Raw genomic sequence first — 20,139 nt, 5'->3', positions numbered from 1 at the left:
GCCCTGGTCGGCCAGCGCCAGCAGCGCATCAATCTCAAGGCGGCTGAAGGCGGCGCCCTCGGCTGTGCCTTGCACCTCGACATAGTGGCCGGATCCGGTCATGACCACATTCATGTCGGTGTCGCAGGCCGAATCTTCGGTGTAGTCCAGGTCGAGCAGCGGCGTGCCCTGCACCATGCCGACCGAGATCGCGGCGACATGGTCGCGAATCGGGGAAAGGATCAGCTTGCCCTGCAACAAAAGGCCGTTGATGGCGTCTTGGGCTGCGACAAAGGCGCCCGTGATGGCGGCGGTGCGGGTGCCGCCGTCGGCCTGAATGACGTCGCAATCCAGGTGCAGGGTGCGCTCGCCCAGTAGCGCCAGGTCAAACACCGAGCGCAGCGAGCGGCCAATCAGGCGCTGGATTTCCTGGGTGCGCCCACTCTGCTTGCCACGTGCGGCCTCGCGGTCGCTGCGGCTGTGGGTGGCGCGCGGCAGCATGCCGTATTCGGCGGTGACCCAGCCCTGACCGCTGCCTTTCTGGTGCGGCGGCACCTTGTCGAGCACCGAGGCATTGCACAGCACCTTGGTGTGGCCAAACTCCACCAATACCGAGCCTTCGGCGTGGCGGGTGTAGTGGCGGGTGAGGGTGATCGGGCGCAGGGCATTGGCGCCACGTGCGCCGGTTCTTGAAATTGGGGTCATGTCATCGGTCCGGGTTAGCGGATATCGGGTTTTGTTTCTGAATCATTGAAATTGGCTGCGCTGTCTGCTGGAATCGCTTGGTCAATGGAAGTTTCTTCGATTTTGTCCGGTGCTGCAGGTGTGCCATCGTGCCATTTGGAGGGCGCAGTGGCGGCAAAATGGCCCATGGTGGTGGCTTGGTTTGACGCCGCTCCCTGCCCGGCAGGCACGGTGTCGGGCATTTGCCAGGCGAGCGCCAGGCAGGTGACGTTGTCGCTTTTTTTGCCCGCATGCTTGAGCGCCTGAGCAACCAGGTCAGGCACCGCGGTTTCAACGGATTTTTGACTCAACTGGTTGACGATGTCCTGCTCGGCCAGACTGGACCACAAACCATCGGAGCAAAGCAGGAGTTTGTCGCCCTGTTTTAAAGCAACGGGCTCGGCCACGCTGAAGCTCGGCTTGCCGGGTGAGCCCAGGCAACTGAACAACACATTGCGATTGAGTTCAGCCGGCGTTGGCAGGGTTTTGTCCCGGTGGGAGGACCCGCGTTCGGCAAAAGTATGGTCCCGGGTGCGCGCCAGCAATTGATGCTGACGCACCAGATAGAGCCTGGAGTCTCCGCAATGGGCCCAGACCACATGGCCCGACTGGATGACCGCTATGACGAGCGTGGTCCGGGGAGAGTCGTTCAGGGCCTTGTCCACCGCGTAGTTCTGAATTTGGTAATGCGCCGCCATCATGGCGCTCTCAATAAAGCCATCCATATCTGCCAGTTTTGGCTGCGCCAATTTTTGAAACATGTTTGCCACGGCGGTCACCGCCAGATGCGCAGCCACTTCGCCCTGAGGGTGGCCGCCCAGGCCGTCAGCCAGCATCAGCACAGCGCTGTCACGGGTGTAGCAATAGCCCATGCGGTCCTCATTGCACTTGCGCCCGCCCTGGCGACTTTGCTGGAATACAGAAAACTGCATCAGAAATATTTACCTATTTCCGTGACCTTGTTAACGGTTTTTTTGGTGCTTTCCACCACGCTTCCCAATTGGAGCTTGACCTTGTCTGCCATGGTCAGTTGTGTGAAGCGACGCGCGCCAGTGCGGTTCAATTCCTTTTGCAAGGCAAACACAGTCTGGGGCCGCTTTTGCGGATCCAGTGCCATGCACCACTTCACGATCTCCAGCAGATCGTCCGAGTAAACCCCTTGCAAGCGCTTCAGGGTTTGCAGGGTCTTGTCTTCAGGAGCCCGTTGTGGCGCATCGTTGGGGGGATAGCCGTGGATGCAGGCAAACATGCACGCGCCAATGGCATAAATGTCGGTCCAGGGTCCCATCGTGGTGTCGCGCCGGTACATCTCCGGCGCGGCAAAACCGGGGGTGTACATGGGCCGGATGAAGTTGCCCTCTTTGCTCAGCACTTCGCGCGCGGCGCCAAAGTCGATCAACACGGCCTTGTTGTCGTCGGTGATGAAAATGTTGGCCGGCTTGATGTCCAGGTGCAACATCTTGTGTTGGTGGACGATGCGCAAGCCGCGCAGGATTTCATCGAACAAGGAGCGTATGGTGGATTCGCGAAAGACCTTGACCGGTCTGATGTTGCGGGCCACCACAATGAAGTCTTGCAGGCTGGAGCCTTCCAGAAAGTTGGTGACCATGTAAACGGTTTCATTTTCCCGGAAAAAATTCAGCACGCTGACCACCGACGGGTGGGAAATCTGCGCCAGCGAGCGCCCCTCTTCAAAAAAACTTTTCAAACCCAGCCGGTACAGGGACAGCTTTTCGGGTGCCACATGCGGCAGCAGTTGCCCCGGCTCTCGGGTCACCAGCGAGGCGGGCAGGTATTCCTTGATGGCAACCTGTTGGTCATCCGCCCCCATGGCCAGGTAAATCACACCAAAGCCGCCCGCGGCCACCCGGCGAACCACCCGGTAACCACCAATCAAGGTGCCAGGCGGGAGCGGGGATGGCTTGGAGTTGGACATATTTTCAGATGGACAGACATCGGTTGTCACTGGAACCGGGTTATTCTTGACACCATTCAACACAACAGAAGATTGACATGTCAGTTTATAGCATGACTGGTTACGCCAGTGCCCAGCACAGCAGCGCCGCCAGTTCCCAAGGGGCCGAGCCACCTGCAACGTCTGACGCCCGCCTGGGTCTCGAAATCCGGTCGGTGAACAGCCGCTACCTCGACTTGACGTTCAAGCTCAGCGATGAATTGCGCAGTCATGAGCCCGCTTTGCGCGAGTTGCTGGTGCGCCGACTCAAACGCGGCAAGGTGGAGGTGCGCGCCGCTCTTGAAAGCAACGCTGCCAACCTGGTGGCCGACCCTTCTGCGCGGCTGCTGCAGCGCCTCAACACGATTCAGGACAACGTCAAAACCTGGCTGCCGCTGGCCACGCCCCTGAGCGTGGCGGACGTGATGCGCCTGGCGGCAGGCAGCACGGGGGGCACGCGCGATTGGCAAGCCGACCTGCTGGTGTTGGCCGAGCAGGTGCTGCAGTCGCTGCTGGCCGCCCGCGAGCGCGAAGGCGCCCGCCTGGTGCTGATGCTGCAAGACCGCATGGGGCAGTTGCGTCGCCTGGCAGCGCAGGCCGAGCCGCTGGTGCCGCAACTGGTGGCGCAACAACGCCAGCGTTTTCTGGACCGCTGGCGCGACGCCATGGGCCTGGTCGACAGCGGTGTCCTGCCCGAAGCCGCGCAGGACCGGGCGCTGGCGGAAGCCACTGCTTTCGCCATTCGCATTGATGTGGCGGAAGAACTGACGCGCCTGAACTCACACTTGGATGAACTGGAGCGGCTGCTGGGCAAGGGCGGCGAAGTGGGCAAGCGGCTTGACTTCCTGATCCAGGAATTGCACCGTGAAGCCAACACGCTGGGCTCGAAAGCGGCAGCGCTGGAGCTCACGCACATTTCGGTGGACATGAAAGTGCTGATCGAGCAGATGCGCGAGCAGGTGCAAAACATAGAATAAGGCGCATTGCTGCCTTTTATAAGAGTCCTGTTGTGATCGACTACCCCGGTAATTTGTTTGTTGTGGCCGCCCCGAGCGGTGCTGGCAAATCCAGTCTCGTGAACGCGCTGCTGGAACTCGACGCGCAGGTGCGTCCCTCGGTGTCGCACACCACGCGCGCCCCGCGCGGTCAGGAAAAGCATGGCCGCGAGTACTTTTTTGTCTCTGAGCCCGAGTTTGATGCGATGGTGCAGGGCAATGCATTCGTCGAGTGGGCCGTTGTGCACAACCACCGCTACGGCACGTCGAAAAGAGCCATCGAGGAGCGCATGACGCAGGGCTCGGATGTCATCCTTGAAATTGATTACCAGGGCGCCCTGCAGATCAAGCAAATTTTCGCCAATGCCGTCACCATTTTTATTTTGCCCCCGAGTTGGGACGAGTTGCGTTCGCGACTGGAACGGCGCGGCGAAGATTCGCCGGATGTGATTGACACCCGGCTCCAAAATGCCGCCACCGAGATGGCGCAGGTGTCTCAATTCGACTTCGTTATAATCAACGAGTCTTTTGATCGCGCGGTGTTTGACCTCAAATCCATTGTGCATGCACAGCGACTCAAGTACTTGGCGCAGCGCCGCGCCAGGGCAGACACCTTTCAAGCACTGCATATTGCTTAGTGCCAATCACCTGGTTTTGGAGAATTCATGGCCCGTATTACCGTCGAAGACTGCCTGCTGCAGATTCCCAACCGCTTTCAATTGGTACTGGCGGCGTCCTACCGTGCGCGCATGCTGAGCCATGGCCATGTGGCCAAAGTCGAGAGCAAGAACAAGCCCGGCGTGACCGCCCTGCGCGAGATCGCAGCGGGCAAGGTCGGCATTGAAATGCTGAAAAAAGTACCTCTGTAAAGACTTCCGGCCACTCTGTAAAAAAGCACCGTTCAAGGTGCTTTTTTGTTTGGGGCACCCAAAGTCGCAGCCAGCGCGCTATATTCATGGCATGAGCGCCGCAACCAATCAATCCCCGTCAGATGCCAACCATGGTGCACTTGTGCCCAAGGGCTTGAGCGCTGCCGAATCGAATGCGGCAGCTGCCAGTTTTGCAAGCCTGACCAGCAAGCTCGACTACCTGAGCGCCAGCGACTTGGCCAGCGTCAGGTCGGCCTACCGGTTTTCTGACGAAGCCCACTTGGGGCAGATCCGCAACAGCGGTGAGCCCTACATCACCCACCCAATTGCGGTGGCCGCGCAGTGTGCTGAATGGAAACTCGATGCCCAGGCCTTGATGGCAGCCCTGCTGCATGATGCAATGGAAGATTGCGAGGTCACCAAGCCCGAACTGATCGAGCGCTTCGGCTCGCCAGTGGCCGAGTTGGTGGACGGCCTGACCAAACTCGAAAAGCTGCAATTCAACACGCGCGAGGAAAACCAGGCCGAGTCGTTTCGCAAAATGCTGCTGGCCATGGCGCGTGACGTGCGCGTGATTTTGATCAAGCTGGCCGATCGCACCCACAACATGCGCACGCTGTCTGACGCACCGCGCGCCAAGTGGGGGCGCATTGCCTCAGAAACACTCGACGTTTATGCGCCAATTGCCCACCGCCTGGGGCTGAATCAAACCTATCGGGAACTGCAGGACCTGTCGTTTCGCTACCTGCGGCCCTGGCGCTATGCGATTCTGAGCAAGGCCGTTGCCAAGGCCAGGGGGCGCCGGCGTGACCTGATTCAAAAAGTCCAGACCGACCTGGAATCCATGTTCGAGCAGTACGGCATGCATGTCAGAATCTCTGGCCGGGAAAAAACCCTGTATTCGATCCACCACAAGATGGTGGACAAAAACCTGAGTTTTGCTGAAGTCACAGACATTTATGGTTTCCGGGTCATTGTTCCCAGCCTGATTGATTGCTACACCGCGCTTGGGTTGCTGCACCAACTCTACAAACCGGTGCCGGGCAAGTTCAAGGATCACATTGCGATCAGCAAGATCAATGGCTACCAGTCCCTGCACACCACCTTGGTGGGGCCATCGGGCATCAATGTCGAGTTTCAGGTGCGCACCGAGGCCATGCATCTGGTGGCAGAAACCGGCGTTGCCGCGCATTGGCTGTACAAGGAATACCCCCATGAGCCCAGCGTCAATCCGGACCGGTTGGGGTCAAAGTGGCTGCAATCCCTGCTCGACATTGGCAATGAAACGCACGATGCCACCGAGTTTTGGGAGCATGTGAAGGTCGATCTGTTTCCCGACGCGGTGTATGTATTCACCCCCAAAAGCCGGATCATGGCGATGCCGCGCGGCGCCACGGTGGTTGATTTTGCCTATGCCATTCACAGCAGTGTGGGCGACCATGCGGTGGCCGCCAAAGTCAACGGTGAGCAGGTGCCGCTGCGCACCGAGGTGCAGAACGGGGATGTGATCGAGGTCGTCACAGACAAAGGCTCCTTCCCCAACCCAGCCTGGCTGGGCTTTGTGCGCACGGCGCGCGCACGCTCCAAGATCCGCCAGCATCTGCGCTCGCTGGCGCAGGAAGACTCGCAGAATCTGGGTGAAAAAATGCTGGTGCAGGCCCTGCGCGCCGAGGGCATTGACCGCTTGCCCGAAGAACAGGGGCCCATGGCGGGTGTCTGGGACAAGTTGTTGCGATTCAGTGGCAATCGCAACCGTTCTGACCTGCTGGTTGAAATTGGCCTGGGCCGGCGCATTGCCAGCATCGTGGCCAAGCGCCTGGCCAGGTTGCTGGCAGATGTGGGCGAAAAACCCGATGCCCTGTTGCTCACGCGTGAGCGTTTCATGGCCGGAGATTCGGTGGCCCAGGGCAGCGTCGCCATCGACGGTAGCGAAAACACGTCGGTGCGCTTTGCCGCCTGCTGTCGTCCCATTCCCGGTGATGCCATCGTCGGCTACCTGGGGCGGGGTGAAGGGCTGACTATTCACGACAGCGATTGCCCGGTCGCCGTCAAGCTCAAAAACAAGGACAGCGAGCGCTTCATTGTCGTCGAGTGGTCGGATGAGCCGGTGCGCACGTTCGAAACCGGCATCGTGGTCACGGTCAACAACAACAAAGGCGTGCTCGCCAAGGTGGCAGCGGCGCTGGCTGCTGCCGAGGTCGATATCACCCAGATCAACATGGCCGACGAATCAGCGCATGGCCCGATCGATCTCAGGTTCATCATCGCCGTGCGCGATGTGCAGCAACTCGACAATGCGCTGCGAAGTTTGCGCCACACCCATGTCGTGCTCAAGGCGCAAAGAGTCAGAAATGGCAATTAGTCCGGCGGTGGCTGAACTTTGCCGCCGTGCCGCCCTGACTTTGGCTGGCGAAAGCGCCAGAACCGGCTCAGCAGCGGTTTGACGCTGGTGCCGTGCACAAAAATCGACAGGGCGACCACAATCAGGGTCAATTGCGTGAGTTCCAGCGCCAGTTCTTCGGGCAGGCCATGCTGGATGGCAAACATCAGGTAGTACAGCGAGCCAATGCCGCGCACGCCAAACCAACCCGTGAGGCTGCGGATGGTCCAACTGGTGCGGCTGCCCAGCAGGCCGGCCATGACGCTGACGGGTCGCGCCACCGCAAAGACAAACAGAGCCAGCACCACGGCACGCCAGCTCCAGGAATCGATAAACAGCGAGCCCCCGATTAACAGCACCAGCACCATCTCCGAGAGCCGCTCCAGATGCTCCTTGAAGACCAGTGACTGCTCGCTGATGGTGACCGCAGCTGCCTCGGGCAGTGATTCGGGCAGGCCCGCCGAGGAACCGTCGCCCACAAGGCGAGCCGGGTTTTGCAGATCGGCGCTCAACTGCTTGAGCTCGGTCTGGCGCAGCGCCACAGCGGCAAAAAACACCGCCAAAAACCCCCAGGCATCCACCATCACGCTCAAGCCATAAACCACACCGATCAAGCCCAGTCCGAGGAAGTCGTTCATGAGCGTCTGGTTGGGTGTCAGGCGGCGCAACTTTCTTCCCCAACGGGCCAGTGCCATGCCGGCTGCGACGCCGATACCGATGCCTGCCGCTGTCGCCCACAACACATCGACCAGCACCCAGCGCAGGCCGGACTCGCCCAATTCGTGCAGCCCAAGCAAACCCAGGCCCAGCATCACAAACGGAAACGCGCTGCCGTCGTTCATGCCCGCTTCGCAGGTCAGGGTGAAACGCAGCTGGTCGCTGTCGCCCGGATGGCGTGTCTGCACGTCGGTGGCCAGCACCGGGTCGGTGGGCGACAAAATGGCGCCCAGCAAAATCCCGGCGCCCAGCGGCAGGTCCAGCGCGAAGTAGGCAAAGGCGGCGATCAGACCAACACTGGCTACCATCGACACCGACGCCAGCATCATCGGTGCCCGCCAGAGCGCCAGCTTCACCGGGACCGGCATCTTGACACCGGCTGAAAACAGCGAAATCAACACCACCACTTCGGTCAGGACTTCCAGCAGCGCCGACTCCTTGAGCGGATTGAAATGAAAGAAATTGAGCACAGTCGGGCCGACCAGCAGACCAACCGCCAGATAAACCATGGCCGGTGTTACGGGCATGTTTTTGAACAATGAGGCGGTCAGGCCGCGCGTCAGCAGCAGTCCGCCGACCAGTAAAAACCAGAGCGCGTTAGTCATTGGTTGGCTTGTGCGTGGTGTCTTCAGGCATGGCTGCTCGTCAGTTCGTTGGCAAATTCATGATTGACGTCACGGTGCTTTGCCTCGTCAAGGCGGATCACCAGGATCACGTCACGCAAACGGGCATCGGGTGCGAGCTGCCAGTACTCGATGGCAATCCGAGGCGCTGCCACGTTGGCGTAGGTGCCGTCATCCACGCCGGCCAGATACTCGGTGTAGCTGACCACCGCCTCTTCTTCCAGATAACCCACAATGCGGTGCGCGGTGGCCGGCGAAAGCAGGTAAAGCAAGAAGAAAAAATTAAAGAACGCGCCTTGCACCAGCAAAATCAGCAGTCGCTCCAGCCGCGACGGCTGGGCAATCTCGATGAAGGTCATCAAATGCATGCGCTCATTTTCGGCCTCGTCGATCAGTATCCGGATCCAGCCCCGGTCGCTGGTCATGCGGCGCAGGGCGCGCAGGTGCTGCAGTGCGCCGCCGACCATGCCCGGCACGGCGGCCACGGTCTCCAGCACCACCGCGCGGTGGCCGTAACGCTTGGCAAAAAATGCGTCGGCAAAGAAGCGCATGAACTTGACCAGCGCGCGGGCAAACCGGTCGCGCACGCCGTCCGGGGCGTGGTGGGGTTGCAGAAAAGGCGTGCTTGGCATGAAAAAGTCCTGAAGTTTTTGTCGCAGGCCAACGCCTGTTGCGGCGCGTCAGTCTGTCAACGATCCGACAGCGTACTGTGGCTCTGCTGCCCTGTCGGTGCGCCAGGTCACCGATGGCGCGGCGCTGCTGATTTGCCGCTCAGACCGCAGGGCAGCGTATGGCCAGCACGGTGATGTCATCCGACTGCTGGGCGCCGGCGGCGAAGTCGGCAACGTCATCAAACACCGCATCCACCAGCTCCCGGGCGCTCCTGGAGGGCGCCGCGTTCAGGCGTGCCAGCAGGCGATCGTCGCCCAGCATGCCGCCACCGGTGTCTTCAGCCTCCGTCACACCGTCGGTGTAAAGAAAAAGCACGCTGCCTGGTTTCAATTGCAGTTCACCCGCGCGATAGCGGAGGCCTTCGATCATGCCGACAAACGGGTTGATGGGCTCGCCTCGAAATTCGAAGGCGCCGTCTCCCAGGGCAATAGCGGGCGCATTGTGCCCCGCGTTGATGTAGCGAACCGTCAGTGATTCAAGGTCGAGGATGCCGCAATAGGCGGTGAGAAATTGCTGCGCATCGTTGTGCTCATAAAGCTGATCATTGAGCCTGGCAATGAGTCGCGACGCGTAATCGGCGCTCTGGCGCTCAAAACCGGACTGCGCCCGCAGAATGGCAATGGCGCGCACCATGAACAGGGCGGCAGGCAGGCCCTTGCCGCAGACGTCGGCAATGACAAAAAATACGTGCTGCGGATCAAGAAAAAAGATATCGTAAAAATCACCGCCCACTTCGCGTGCCGTGCACATTCGCCCCACGCAGTCCAGGCGCGGATCACCGGCAAACAGCGGCTCGCTGGGCAACAGGCTTTTCTGGATCGACCTGGCATATTGCAGCTCACGCTGGGCCTGCTCCATTTCCAGCATCTTGCGCATGCGCCTGATCGTCAATTCATCGCTGCGCCGCATTCGCCCGGACAGGGTTGACATCAGGTTGCGTGCCACCCGCGGGATCGCCATGATCTCGTTGAGGAAGGTATCCTCGTCGATGACCAGCAGTTGGGTGCCTGGCTCAGCCACCACATAAGCCGATGCGGGCCGATGGTCGATGACAGACATCTCCCCGACGCAGGCGCCGATGCCGACATCAATGAAGTCACCACTTCCGGGCTGATCAAGATAGACCCTCAGCTGTCCCTGCATGACGACTCTGACCGAGTCGTTGGCATCGCCCGGCTTGAGCAGAACGATCTCGCCCACAATGTCCTGGATTGTCAAACCTTCCAGCAGGTCCTCGACGGCAGCATAGGGAACGCCCTGAAATATCTGTGTCCATGAAACAAAGCCCAGGGCGCGCCGATCTTTGGCGTTGCGCCGGTACCGGCCATCGCAAACGGCGGAAGGCAGCGGGCGCTCAAGTTGGCTGCGGCGGTCGGTGTTGCGCAGCATCTTCGACGCCAGCGGAGGCGATTGTGTGGGCTGCGCCAGCTCAAAAACAAGTTCGACCCGGTTGCAGTTGTCGCGACGCTGGTAGCGATAGGCATTGCTGAATTCGCGCACCAGATGCACGCCTTGTCCGCCAATCTCAAAGTCGGCGAGGGTTTTTGCCAAGGTGGGCGGCGGCAGGGAAAACGGATCGAAAGGAGCGGCTGGATCAATGAGCGTGAAACTGGCTTGTTGTGCCCCGATGCTGGCGTGCAGGTTGACGGGCTGCTGGGCAAACTGCGGAGCCGAGTAGTTGACCACATTGGTCACCAGCTCCTCGAAGCACATGTCGATGCGGTACAGGTCTTCAGGTGAAAAATTGAACGCCGCAGCGAGTGATTGCAGCCAACTGCTTGACGCACTGATCAGGGACTGATCGAGCGGACCGGTCAAGAGACGTTGTTTCATCAATGTGCCATTGCCCTGAATGAAAAGGGGCTGCCAGAAGCCCCTTGTTTTGAAGCATTGTCAGCCCTCAGGCTGAGGCCTCAGAATAATGCCAGGGCTTCGTCAAGCCCACTGCAAATGGTGACGATCTGGTCGATACCCGTGGTCTTGAGAATTCTTTTTGAAAGATCGTCGGGATTCATGAGCACCATCTTGCCATCAAGCTTGGCGCATGTTTGGGCGCCGGCGACCAGCAGGCGAATACCGAGCGAGGCGATGAAAGGAACTTTTGCAAGATCGACGATGACATTTGGATTGGCCGCCAGTGCTGCGTTGAATTCAGCCTCGGCAGCCTGCGCTCCGGCTACGTCCAAACGACCATCGAGAACGATGCGGCTGATATTTTCCTTGGGGTGGGTGACTGATACTTTCATTGCCATTCTCCTACGTGGGTTGTCATTGTCCAACAGAGCAATGAGAAATCTCCAGGCAAAAGCTTGCCAGCGAGCTCACATTGCATATTTCCCGAATTGGAGCGAGGCCCAACACGATAGATTATCGTATTGCATTCGCCTCGAACCTTCGATAGCCCATATGGACTGGGCTTCATACTCCCAGTGGGTTATATCAAAAAGCGCTGGTTGCTGCAGCCCGGACATGAGCGCTTGTCAAGTGAGTCTGGTCACTCCACCGTGACCGATTTGGCCAGGTTGCGCGGTTTGTCGACATCGGTCCCGCGCGCGCAGGCGGTGTGGTAGGCCAGCAATTGCAGTGGCACCACGTGTAGCATGGGGGAAAGTTCGCCATAGTGCTCGGGCATGCGGATCACGTTCAGGCCCTCGCCGCTGGCAATGTGGGAGTCGGCGTCGGCCAGCACATACAGCACGCCGCCACGCGCGCGCACCTCGTGCATGTTGCTCTTGAGTTTTTCAAGCAGCGCGTCGTTGGGCGCCACGGTCACCACCGGCATGGCGCTGGTCACCAGCGCCAGCGGGCCGTGTTTGAGCTCGCCAGCCGGGTAGGCTTCGGCATGGATATAGCTGATCTCCTTGAGTTTCAAGGCACCTTCAAGGGCAATCGGGTAGTGCAGGCCGCGGCCCAGGAACAACGCGTTGTCCTTGGCGGCAAAGTCCTGTGACCATGCAATCACCTGCGGCTCCAGCGCCAGCACGGCTTGGAGGGCGGCGGGCAGGTGGCGCATGGCCTTGATATGGCGCGCCTCCTCAAGCTTGCTGAGCAAGCCGCGCGATTGCGCCAGTGCCAGTGTCAGCAGAAACAGGCCTGCCAGCTGGGCAGTGAAGGCTTTGGTGGAGGCCACACCAATCTCGACCCCGGCGCGCGTGATGTAGGCCAACTCGCACTCGCGCACCATGGCGCTGGTGGCCACGTTGCAGATGGTAAGGGTGTGCGTCATGCCCAGGCCTTGCGCGTGGCGCAGCGCGGCCAGCGTGTCGGCGGTTTCGCCTGACTGGGTGATGGTGACGACGAGTGTGCGCGCATTTGGCACCGAGTCGCGGTAACGGTATTCGCTGGCCACTTCGACCTGGGTGGGGATTTTGGCAATGCTTTCCAGCCAGTACTTGGCGGTGCAGCCGCTGTAGTAGCTGGTGCCACAGGCCAGAATCAGCACCGAGTCGATGTCTTTGAAAACCCGCGCCGCGCTGGCGGTGGCGCCATCGAACAACTCGGGCACGATGCCGTCAACGCCTTCGAGCGTGTCAGCAATGGCGCGCGGTTGCTCAAAGATTTCCTTTTGCATGTAGTGGCGGTAGGGGCCCAGTTCCGCCGCGCCGCTGTGCGCATGCACGGTCTTGACCGGGCGCTGATCCGGAGAGAGCGCTTTGAAGGCTTTGTCCACCAGCCAGTACTTGCCCAGCTGGATATCGGCCACATCGCCTTCCTCAAGGTAAACAATCTGGTCGGTGACACCGGCCAGGGCCATGGCGTCGCTGGCCAGGTAATGCGCGTCGGCGCCGACACCCAGGATCAGCGGTGAGCCAGCGCGAGCGCCAATCAGCCGGTGCGGCTCATCCTTGCAGAACACGGCAATGGCATAAGCGCCTTGCAGCGATGCCAGCGAGGCCTTCACCGCCTCGAACAGGTCGCCGTCGTAAAGGCTGTCGATCAGGTGGGCAATGACCTCGGTGTCGGTCTGGCTCTGGAAGACGTAACCCTTGGCCTGCAGGGCGGCGCGCAATTCGTCGTGGTTTTCAATGATGCCGTTGTGCACCAGGGCGATGCGCCCGGGGCGGCTGGCTGCATCCGCACCGGGGCCGTGGCTGAAGTGTGGGTGCGCGTTGTGCACGGCGGGTGCGCCATGGGTGGCCCAGCGGGTGTGGGCAATGCCGGTGCTACCCTGCAAATGGGTGGTGCTGATTTGCTCCATCAGCTCCGACACCCGCGCCGTGCTGCGGGCGCGCGTCAGGCCGTTGGCATACACCGCCACGCCGCAGGAGTCATAACCCCGATATTCAAGCCGGGCCAGACCTTGGACCAGCACGGGAACGATGTTGTGATTGGCTACTGCGCCGACAATGCCACACATGGGGGACTCCTGAAGTGAAGCCTGCATGTTAAAAGTGTCGTCATGAAATAGGGTGTCCATTTTGTGAACTTGCTGAACTTTAATTTCTATAATTAAAAAATGAAAACATTTGTTTCAAGAAAACGTTATTTGTGAATGAAAACGTCATCATCTTTGCGGCGTTATTTGTTGGTATTGGCCGCATTGCCAGTGACTGGGGCCTGACATGAGCGCATCGCAAACTGAGCTCGACGCCATCGACCTGCAACTGTTGGAGCGCCTGCAACTTGACTCGTCGCTGAGCAACCAGGCCCTGGCTGAGCTGGTGCGTGTGTCGCCGCCCACCTGCCTGCGCCGCGTCAAGCGCCTGTTTGATGCGGGCTTGATCGAGCGTGAAATTGCGGTGCTCAGCGTCGATGCCCTGGCATCCATCATCGGTCACGGCCTGTGCGCCGTGGTCGAGATCACGCTGGACCGGCAGGACCAGCAAGCGCTGGAGGCGTTCGAGCTAAAAGTGGCGAAGGACGATGCGGTGCAGCAGTGTTACCGCGTGTCGCCCGGGCCAGACTTTTGCCTGGTGGTGCATGCGCGCGACATGCCCGACTACCTGGCGCTGACGCAGCGGCTGTTTACCTTTGACGCCAATGTGCGCAATGTCAAGACATTCTTCAGCATCAAGCGCAGCAAATTCGGCGCCCGTCTGCCGCTGCCCAGAGCGCCGTAAAGACTATTTGCTCGGCCGCTTCCATTTCAGGATGCTGAGCTGGCGACCACGCGCCACCGTCAGGGCCAGCGGCGGGGTGTTTTTGGTCAGTGTCGAGCCACCACCCACGGTGCCCCCGGCGCCGATCGTCACGGGTGCAATCAGCACGCAGTTGCTGCCAATGTGGACATCGGCCTCAATGATGGTGCGGTGCTTGAAGGCGCCGTCGTAGTTGGCGGTGATGGAGCCAGCACCGTAGTTGACGCGCTCTCCCACCGTGGCGTCGCCCAGGTAGGCCAGGTGATTGGCTTTGGCGCCCTTGGCCAGGGTGGAGTTTTTGACTTCGACAAAGTTGCCAATGTGCACCTCGGCCCCCAGTTTGGCCCCCGGTCGCAGGCGCGCAAACGGGCCAATCAGGGCACCGGCACCGACTTCGACTGCATCCTTGCCACCCGGTTTGCCGCCCTCGATGTGGGTGAACGGGTGAATCACGGCGCCGGCAGCAATGCTGGCGTTGCTGATGACGCAATTGGCGCCCACGCGCACCCCGTCGCCCAACGAGACCTCGCCTTCAAAGACACAGTTCACGTCGATCGACACGTCCTGCGCGCATTGCAGCCTGCCACGCACATCGAGGCGGGCCGGGTCGGCCAGGCGCACGCCTTGTTCCATCAACTGCTCGGCCTGGCGGCGCTGGAAGGCGCGCTCCAATTCGGCCAGTTGCACCGGGCTGTTGACACCCGCCACCTGAACGGCATCGGTGATCTTGTGCGCCACCACCGGCACGCCATCGGCCACGGCAAAGGCCACGATCTGCGTCAGGTAATACTCTTGCTGGGCGTTGTGGTTGTCGAGCCGCGCCAGCCAGCGCTTGAGCTGCGCCGCAGGCACGGCCATGATGCCGCTGTAGACCTCATGAATAGCCAGCTGTGCCGGTGTGGCGTCTTTTTGCTCGACGATGGCCTGAACGTCATCACCCACCCGCACCACGCGGCCATAACCCGAGGGGTCGGCAAAATCAATGGTGAGCAGCGCCAGCCGGGTGCCCGCGCAGGCGGCAATCAGGTGCTGCAGCGTGTCGGCCTGCATCAAAGGCACATCGCCCGAGAGCACCACCACGATGCCATCATCGCCCAGCACCGGCACGGCCTGCTGCACCGCGTGGCCGGTGCCCGACTGCGGCTCCTGGCGCACAAAATTCAGCACAAATTCGCCGCTGGCACTGGCCTGGAGGGCCGATTCCACCTCATCGGCGCCATGGCCGGTGATCACCGTGACCTGGCGTGCCGACAAGTCTGCCGCCGTGTCCACCACATGCTGCAGCAGGGCGCGACCGGCCAGTCGGTGTAAGACTTTGGGCAGTTTGCTTTTCATGCGTGTGCCTTTGCCCGCCGCCATGATGACGACATCCACCGGAGGTGTTGTGGTGTTGCTTGAATTCCCTGTCATGTGGTGCTCCGCTGTGCAATGGATTAACTTGGCTGGATTATCGCCACGGCGGAGCGGGACTTGCCGCCTGTCAAAATGGCGTCAAAGGAAACCAAGCCATGAACATCGACGCCACCACCTTGCACCGCCTGCTGCGCCAACCCTGCACCATCGCGGTGGTGGGGCTGTCGGCCGAGCCGAGCCGGCCCAGTTTCGGGGTTTCGCAGACCATGCAGACCCATGGCTACAGAATTGTGCCGGTCAATCCGCGCTATGCCGAAAAAGGTGAACAGATCCTGGGTGAAACATGTTATGCCAGCTTGACCGATATCCCATTTGCCGTTGACATCGTGAACGTGTTTCGCCGCACCGAAGACGTGCTGCCCATCGCCGAGCAGGCGGTGCAGATCGGCGCGAAGTGTTTGTGGCAGCAAATTGGTGTGGAAAACAGGCAAGCCGATCAACTGGCGCGCGCCGCCGGGCTGGATTCTGTGATGAACCTGTGCATCAAGATCGAACACGCGCGGTTTGCGGCCGGGCGCCGTTGAGCCAGGGCAGCCATAAAAAAGCCTGGGCGCGGCTTGTGCTGCGGACCTCAATGCACGTTACGGGGCAGGTCGGAAAACAGGTCCACCGTGGGTTGCATTTTGCTGCCCTTGCCGATCAGGGCGACAAAGTGGGCGAGTTCCTCGTCCTGAATAAAGCTGGCGGACGACTCGGCAACGAGCAGTTTGTCGGGGTGCTGTGACCGCGCCACGGCAAACCCCTGCACGTAATCAACACCAATCTCGATCAGCGTTTGCACGGTTGCATTGTCTTCGGCCCATTCGGCAATCACTTTCATGCCCAAATTATTGGCCAAGCTGACGATGGCTTCGACAATGGCGATGTTGGCCGGGTGCTGGTTCATGTTCACAATGAAGCTGCCGTCGATTTTCAGCAGATCGGCCTTGAACTCTTTCAAATAGGAAAACGAGGTGTATCCCGCGCCAAAGTCGTCCAATGCCACCTTGGCGCCGTAACCCCGCACCCGGTCAACAAACCGGCGGGTGTTGTCCAAATCATGCAGGGCCACACTTTCGGTGATTTCAAGGCACAAAAGGTTCACCAAGTGCATGTTTTGCTCCAGCATGGCATAAATTTCACTCAGGAATTCGTCGTCGTTGAGTGACGCACCGCTCAAATTCATGCACACGAACCTGGTGTGTTTCATCTGCGTGTAGTGGGTGTTGAGCCAGGCCAGCGTGGTGGTCAACACCCAGCGGTCAATCATGCCCATGCGACCGCTCGCTTCGCCTGCCGCAATCAGGTGATCGGTGCGCACCTGTTGGCCCTGCCGGTCGCGCATGCGCAGCAGCACCTCGAAATTGAGCGAGTCATGCGGCGCCGTGAGCGACATGATGGGTTGCATCTCCAGGTACAGGCCCTCTGTGGCAGAAGGTGTGGCGAGCAGGGCAATCAACTTCAGCTCGGCCTCATGTTGCTGAAACGCAGCCGCATTCTTCTCGTACACCACCAGGCCACGACCCTGGGCGGACTTGGCCTGGCGGCAGGCGCGGTCGGCGGTTGACATGACGTCATTGAACTGCATGCCGGGACTGACCTCAATCAACCCGATCGAGCACCGCACGTTGAAGGCGTTGTCGCCAACCCGGTAGGGATGGTTGCCCAGGACGTCAATGAGTCCGTGGCAGATCACCGAGGCCATGGCGATGGGGGTTGCCGGAAACACCACAATGAACTCATCACCACCGACGCGGCCAAAATCAAAATCACGCGACAGCATGTCTGACACCCGGGCGCACACCTGTTGCAGCACTTCATTGCCGGCGCTATGGCCGAACAGGTCGTTGATGAGCTTGAATCGGTCGAGGTCAAGGTAAGCCACTGCGAGGGACTTGTCTTCTGGCAGGTTCGCGATGGCGAGGCTCAGTGCCCTCTCAATACCACGCCGGTTCAGTATCTTGGTCAACGAGTCATGGTTGGCCAGAAATTCCAGATCTGCAAAGGCCCGGGATTTTTCAGTGATGTCCTGCAGCGAGCCTTCAATTTTGTTGTGGGCAAGTGTGGCCTTGACGAGAAAACGTTTGGCGCCTGTAGCACCTGGGGCTGCTTTGCCATTGATTTCCATTTCGGTCTGGTCGTTGCTGAAAACCATTTGATGCAGCCTTGTCCAGGCACCTTCGGCAAAAAACTGCTGCCAGCTGTTAACCTCGTTCTTCAGGGCAATCGGTCCCAACATGTCAAGCAGGGCCGGGTTGGCACTCAAGAAGCGGCCACGCTGGTCCAGGGTAAACAGGCCGATGGGCATGGCCTCGAAGGTGTGCGCCAGTTCAGCCTGCACGTAAAGGCGCTCCTCGTGTTCCTGCCGCATGTGTTCAGCAATCGCCAGTGATGTCAGCAGGCTCGATGACAAGGTCGCGGTGACGCTGTTGACAGACCCGATCAGGCCCTTGATGCCTAGCGCGGCAGCCAGGACTTCATACAGGCTTGCTGCCAGCGTGATGCTGATGGCGGCGCCATACCAAATGGCCACGCGCGAATTGGTGACCCGCAGAATGCGAGCCAGCAAAAATATCAGCATGGTGATACCGATGCCGGAGACGATCCAGATCAGCGGCAAAAATGAGGCGTAGGGGAGTGCCAGAGCCAAAAACAGGAGCGGCAAACAAGACCATTGCGCCACCCGGACGACCGGCTTGTAGCCAATGTGCGATAAATCCTCTTTGAAAAGCGATGTGAACAGTGTCAGGGTCAGCAAGTAATACAAAGTCAAGGTGACCGCCCGGGTCTTCACCAGCCATTCTTGCGGAACAGTCTGACCCAACCATTGCGTGTCCCAACCGGCGGAGAGTGAAGCCATTCGCAAGTTCAATACCAGCCAGACTGCGAACAGCAGGTACAGTCCATTTCGGTTGATCAGGGCGGTGATCAGGATAAAGCTTGCCAGAATCAAAATGCCACCGTCCAAAAGACCAGACTTGCGATGAAACTCCAGGGCAGATATTTTCAAGTCGTCAGCCTCCCACTTGAGGACTGAAAGACGGGCCGGACCGACGGCGCTGCTGCGGCATAACACGGACCGATCCTGGAGGGCTGGGCTGAGCGCAAGTGCAAACCCTGCCTTGATGGCCTCAATGTTGCCTTGTGTGCTTTGGCGGTCGCCCCGACCCATCAGACTGAGTGTTCCGGCATCCCAGCACGTGACGTCCATGGCATGCCGCGAGGGAAATTCGACCATCAGCGGGGTTTGTTCAACGCCATGTTGAACCGTAAAAGCAAACCAGACCGGAGATTCTGACAGTTGGGTGTCGTGGAACGGACTGAAGGCAAGTTGCCGCAACTGTGTCAGCGCTTGAGCAGGCTCCAGGGGGCCGGCCGATTCCTGGATCACCTGAATTTGCAGCTGTTGTGGCTTTTCAATTGGATAGTGGGTCTTCCATGTCAAAAGGGCCAGCATCGACAGCAGCCCGATCATCAAGGGCAGTGCATAGGTTGAAAAGCCATTCAGAATCCGTTCCAGGAAATGGCTGAGTTGATCAGGTCTCTCCCGGACAAACCAGGATGGTTTTAGCATTTTGTTTCTTGCTTTCTATTCCAATATCGACCCGGGCATGATAAGGCCGACCGAGCAGTTTCTGCTTGCCAACAGGATGAATGGGTTGGGTCGGGTGTTTGTATTCAGCAACCCGCCCTGACCCCCGATCTCCCGGCTCACATGGGAAGCGTGGCGCCCTGCGCAGGAAAGGTGGACAACTTCAGGGCCGTTACACGGCTTTGCACCAGGCGGTCAAGGTTGATGTCTGGATGATGGGTGCTGCACATGAAACCCAGCAACGGGTGCTTGGCTGCAGCCCAGCGTTCTTCAGCAGTATCAACATTGAATGACATCACCCGATGAGGCAGGTTGCCAACGTGATGGATGGGCAGGTATCCCCTGTCTGGAAAAACGTCGGCAAACATGAGGCGGTCGTAGGTCCGGTCGACCGGTGCGCGCGCAGTCACGACCATCCATTCGATGCCGGTCTGCTGGCAATATTGGAAATAGGCCTTGAACAGCACGGTGGTGACGAGTCGCCCGCCCTTCTCGTTGGTCACGCCCAGCCGGGTGGCCTCGGCCAGCGGTCTTGTCTTGAGCCATTCTGGCAAGTCGATCGACTGCTCCAGACACAACGGTTTGAACTGGTTGGTCTGGATGCGCATGGTGCCCAGTGGTGAGGCATCGAGCTTTGATTCCGCCAGCAACACCACCACGCCATCTTCAGCATCATCGGTTTCGGCTGTCTTGAGAGTTTCAGCGAAGACGGGCAGATGGCGGGCGTAGGCGGCATGGCGAATCTGCACAGCTTTTTTCAGGTCGGCCTCATTGCGGACCAAGCGGACGGTGAAGGGCAAAAGCTCCTCCAACAAGGCCGGGGCATTGGATGCGCCAGAACGTGATGGAGAAGTGTTGAAGCTGTAAGACCGGTGGATAGCGGGAGCGGTAACGGCTGTGGCATGGGTAAACATGATGGTATTCCTTGCAGTGAGTAAGTTGAACAAACCTCATGGACCGAAGAGGTCCACCTGGCGCGTTAAAGTTTACTTACGCCGTATGAATATGCATACCACTGATTCGATCCCTTTTGTTACAGGGTTGATTGTGTTGTTACAGAAAAAGACAACAGGCGCTTCCTCATGCACAGCACAGCCTGGTCTTTGCTCAGCAGCAAGGCCTGATGCGTGACCGCCAGGTCAATGAACTTCTGGTCATCGGGGTC

The 20,139-nt window shown here is 59.6% G+C and carries 17 protein-coding genes and 1 pseudogene; 6 read left to right on the top strand and 12 right to left on the bottom strand.

Annotation, left to right across the window (positions count from 1 at the left end):
• From rph to GPS82_RS07660, 3 genes are all read right to left on the bottom strand, one after another.
• Window positions 1-684 (bottom strand): ribonuclease PH (gene rph, locus GPS82_RS07670; protein WP_296492933.1); only part of this gene is annotated, 684 nt, incomplete at its 3' end.
• Between the two features lie 14 nt (window positions 685-698).
• The gene (locus GPS82_RS07665; RefSeq protein ID WP_296492930.1) at window positions 699-1,634 is read right to left on the bottom strand and encodes a PP2C family serine/threonine-protein phosphatase; all 936 of its coding nucleotides are present in this window, start codon (window positions 1,632-1,634) and stop codon (window positions 699-701) included.
• Window positions 1,634-2,638, bottom strand: coding sequence for a serine/threonine-protein kinase (locus GPS82_RS07660; protein ID WP_296492927.1), 1,005 nt, complete (start codon window positions 2,636-2,638; stop codon window positions 1,634-1,636). The genes GPS82_RS07665 and GPS82_RS07660 overlap by 1 nt, the downstream gene beginning before the upstream one ends.
• Before the next feature lie 77 nt (window positions 2,639-2,715).
• Here GPS82_RS07660 and GPS82_RS07655 point away from each other — a divergent pair, with 77 nt between their 5' ends.
• The 4 genes from GPS82_RS07655 (at window position 2,716) to GPS82_RS07640 (ending at window position 6,882) form a co-directional block, all read left to right on the top strand.
• The gene (locus tag GPS82_RS07655; RefSeq protein ID WP_296492925.1) at window positions 2,716-3,633 is read left to right on the top strand and encodes a YicC/YloC family endoribonuclease; all 918 of its coding nucleotides are present in this window, start codon (window positions 2,716-2,718) and stop codon (window positions 3,631-3,633) included.
• 35 nt (window positions 3,634-3,668) lie between these two features.
• Window positions 3,669-4,289, top strand: a complete 621-nt coding sequence (gene gmk / locus GPS82_RS07650) for a guanylate kinase (protein WP_296492935.1) — start codon at window positions 3,669-3,671, stop codon at window positions 4,287-4,289.
• 27 nt (window positions 4,290-4,316) lie between these two features.
• Window positions 4,317-4,520: a DNA-directed RNA polymerase subunit omega gene (rpoZ, locus tag GPS82_RS07645; protein ID WP_296492923.1), complete on the top strand. Its 204-nt coding sequence runs from the start codon at window positions 4,317-4,319 to the stop codon at window positions 4,518-4,520.
• Between the two features lie 91 nt (window positions 4,521-4,611).
• On the top strand, window positions 4,612-6,882 hold the full coding sequence (locus GPS82_RS07640) for a bifunctional (p)ppGpp synthetase/guanosine-3',5'-bis(diphosphate) 3'-pyrophosphohydrolase (protein WP_296492920.1): 2,271 nt from the start codon (window positions 4,612-4,614) through the stop codon (window positions 6,880-6,882).
• Here the strand turns inward: GPS82_RS07640 and GPS82_RS07635 are convergent.
• From GPS82_RS07635 to glmS, 5 genes are all read right to left on the bottom strand, one after another.
• On the bottom strand, window positions 6,879-8,222 hold the full coding sequence (locus GPS82_RS07635; RefSeq protein ID WP_296492918.1) for a cation:proton antiporter: 1,344 nt from the start codon (window positions 8,220-8,222) through the stop codon (window positions 6,879-6,881). The genes GPS82_RS07640 and GPS82_RS07635 overlap by 4 nt on opposite strands.
• Before the next feature lie 23 nt (window positions 8,223-8,245).
• Window positions 8,246-8,872 (bottom strand): alternative oxidase, encoded by a 627-nt coding sequence (locus tag GPS82_RS07630; protein ID WP_296492916.1) that lies wholly within the window; start codon window positions 8,870-8,872, stop codon window positions 8,246-8,248.
• A gap of 139 nt (window positions 8,873-9,011) precedes the next feature.
• Window positions 9,012-10,745 carry a SpoIIE family protein phosphatase gene (locus GPS82_RS07625; protein ID WP_296492913.1) on the bottom strand — a complete coding sequence of 578 codons (1,734 nt, stop codon included), beginning with the start codon at window positions 10,743-10,745 and terminating at the stop codon, window positions 9,012-9,014.
• 80 nt (window positions 10,746-10,825) lie between these two features.
• Window positions 10,826-11,158: an STAS domain-containing protein gene (locus GPS82_RS07620; RefSeq protein ID WP_296492911.1), complete on the bottom strand. Its 333-nt coding sequence runs from the start codon at window positions 11,156-11,158 to the stop codon at window positions 10,826-10,828.
• A gap of 248 nt (window positions 11,159-11,406) precedes the next feature.
• Window positions 11,407-13,269 (bottom strand): glutamine--fructose-6-phosphate transaminase (isomerizing), encoded by a 1,863-nt coding sequence (gene glmS, locus GPS82_RS07615; RefSeq protein WP_296492909.1) that lies wholly within the window; start codon window positions 13,267-13,269, stop codon window positions 11,407-11,409.
• A gap of 205 nt (window positions 13,270-13,474) precedes the next feature.
• Here glmS and GPS82_RS07610 point away from each other — a divergent pair, with 205 nt between their 5' ends.
• Entirely contained in the window at window positions 13,475-13,972 is a 498-nt protein-coding gene (locus tag GPS82_RS07610) for an Lrp/AsnC family transcriptional regulator (protein WP_296492906.1), read from the top strand.
• A gap of 3 nt (window positions 13,973-13,975) precedes the next feature.
• Here GPS82_RS07610 and glmU read toward each other — a convergent pair whose 3' ends face one another.
• Window positions 13,976-15,400, bottom strand: coding sequence for a bifunctional UDP-N-acetylglucosamine diphosphorylase/glucosamine-1-phosphate N-acetyltransferase GlmU (gene glmU / locus GPS82_RS07605; RefSeq protein WP_296492903.1), 1,425 nt, complete (start codon window positions 15,398-15,400; stop codon window positions 13,976-13,978).
• A 98-nt stretch (window positions 15,401-15,498) separates the two neighbouring features.
• Here glmU and GPS82_RS07600 point away from each other — a divergent pair, with 98 nt between their 5' ends.
• Window positions 15,499-15,927, top strand: coding sequence for a CoA-binding protein (locus tag GPS82_RS07600; RefSeq protein ID WP_296492900.1), 429 nt, complete (start codon window positions 15,499-15,501; stop codon window positions 15,925-15,927).
• 47 nt (window positions 15,928-15,974) lie between these two features.
• On the opposite strand, the gene GPS82_RS07595 is transcribed toward GPS82_RS07600, so the two are convergent.
• The 3 genes and pseudogenes from GPS82_RS07595 to GPS82_RS07585 all read right to left on the bottom strand — a co-directional run.
• Window positions 15,975-18,956 (bottom strand): EAL domain-containing protein, encoded by a 2,982-nt coding sequence (locus tag GPS82_RS07595; RefSeq protein ID WP_296492898.1) that lies wholly within the window; start codon window positions 18,954-18,956, stop codon window positions 15,975-15,977.
• Window positions 18,957-19,093: 137 nt separating this feature from the next.
• Window positions 19,094-19,888 carry a hypothetical protein gene (locus GPS82_RS07590; RefSeq protein WP_296492896.1) on the bottom strand — a complete coding sequence of 265 codons (795 nt, stop codon included), beginning with the start codon at window positions 19,886-19,888 and terminating at the stop codon, window positions 19,094-19,096.
• Between the two features lie 119 nt (window positions 19,889-20,007).
• Window positions 20,008-20,139: pseudogene (locus GPS82_RS07585) on the bottom strand (PIN domain nuclease); the annotation flags it as partial.

Origin of the sequence: Rhodoferax sp. (genome assembly GCF_011391645.1) — a bacterium.
Classification (GTDB): domain Bacteria; phylum Pseudomonadota; class Gammaproteobacteria; order Burkholderiales; family Burkholderiaceae_C; genus Rhodoferax.
This window is presented reverse-complemented; position numbering and strand designations above follow the sequence as displayed.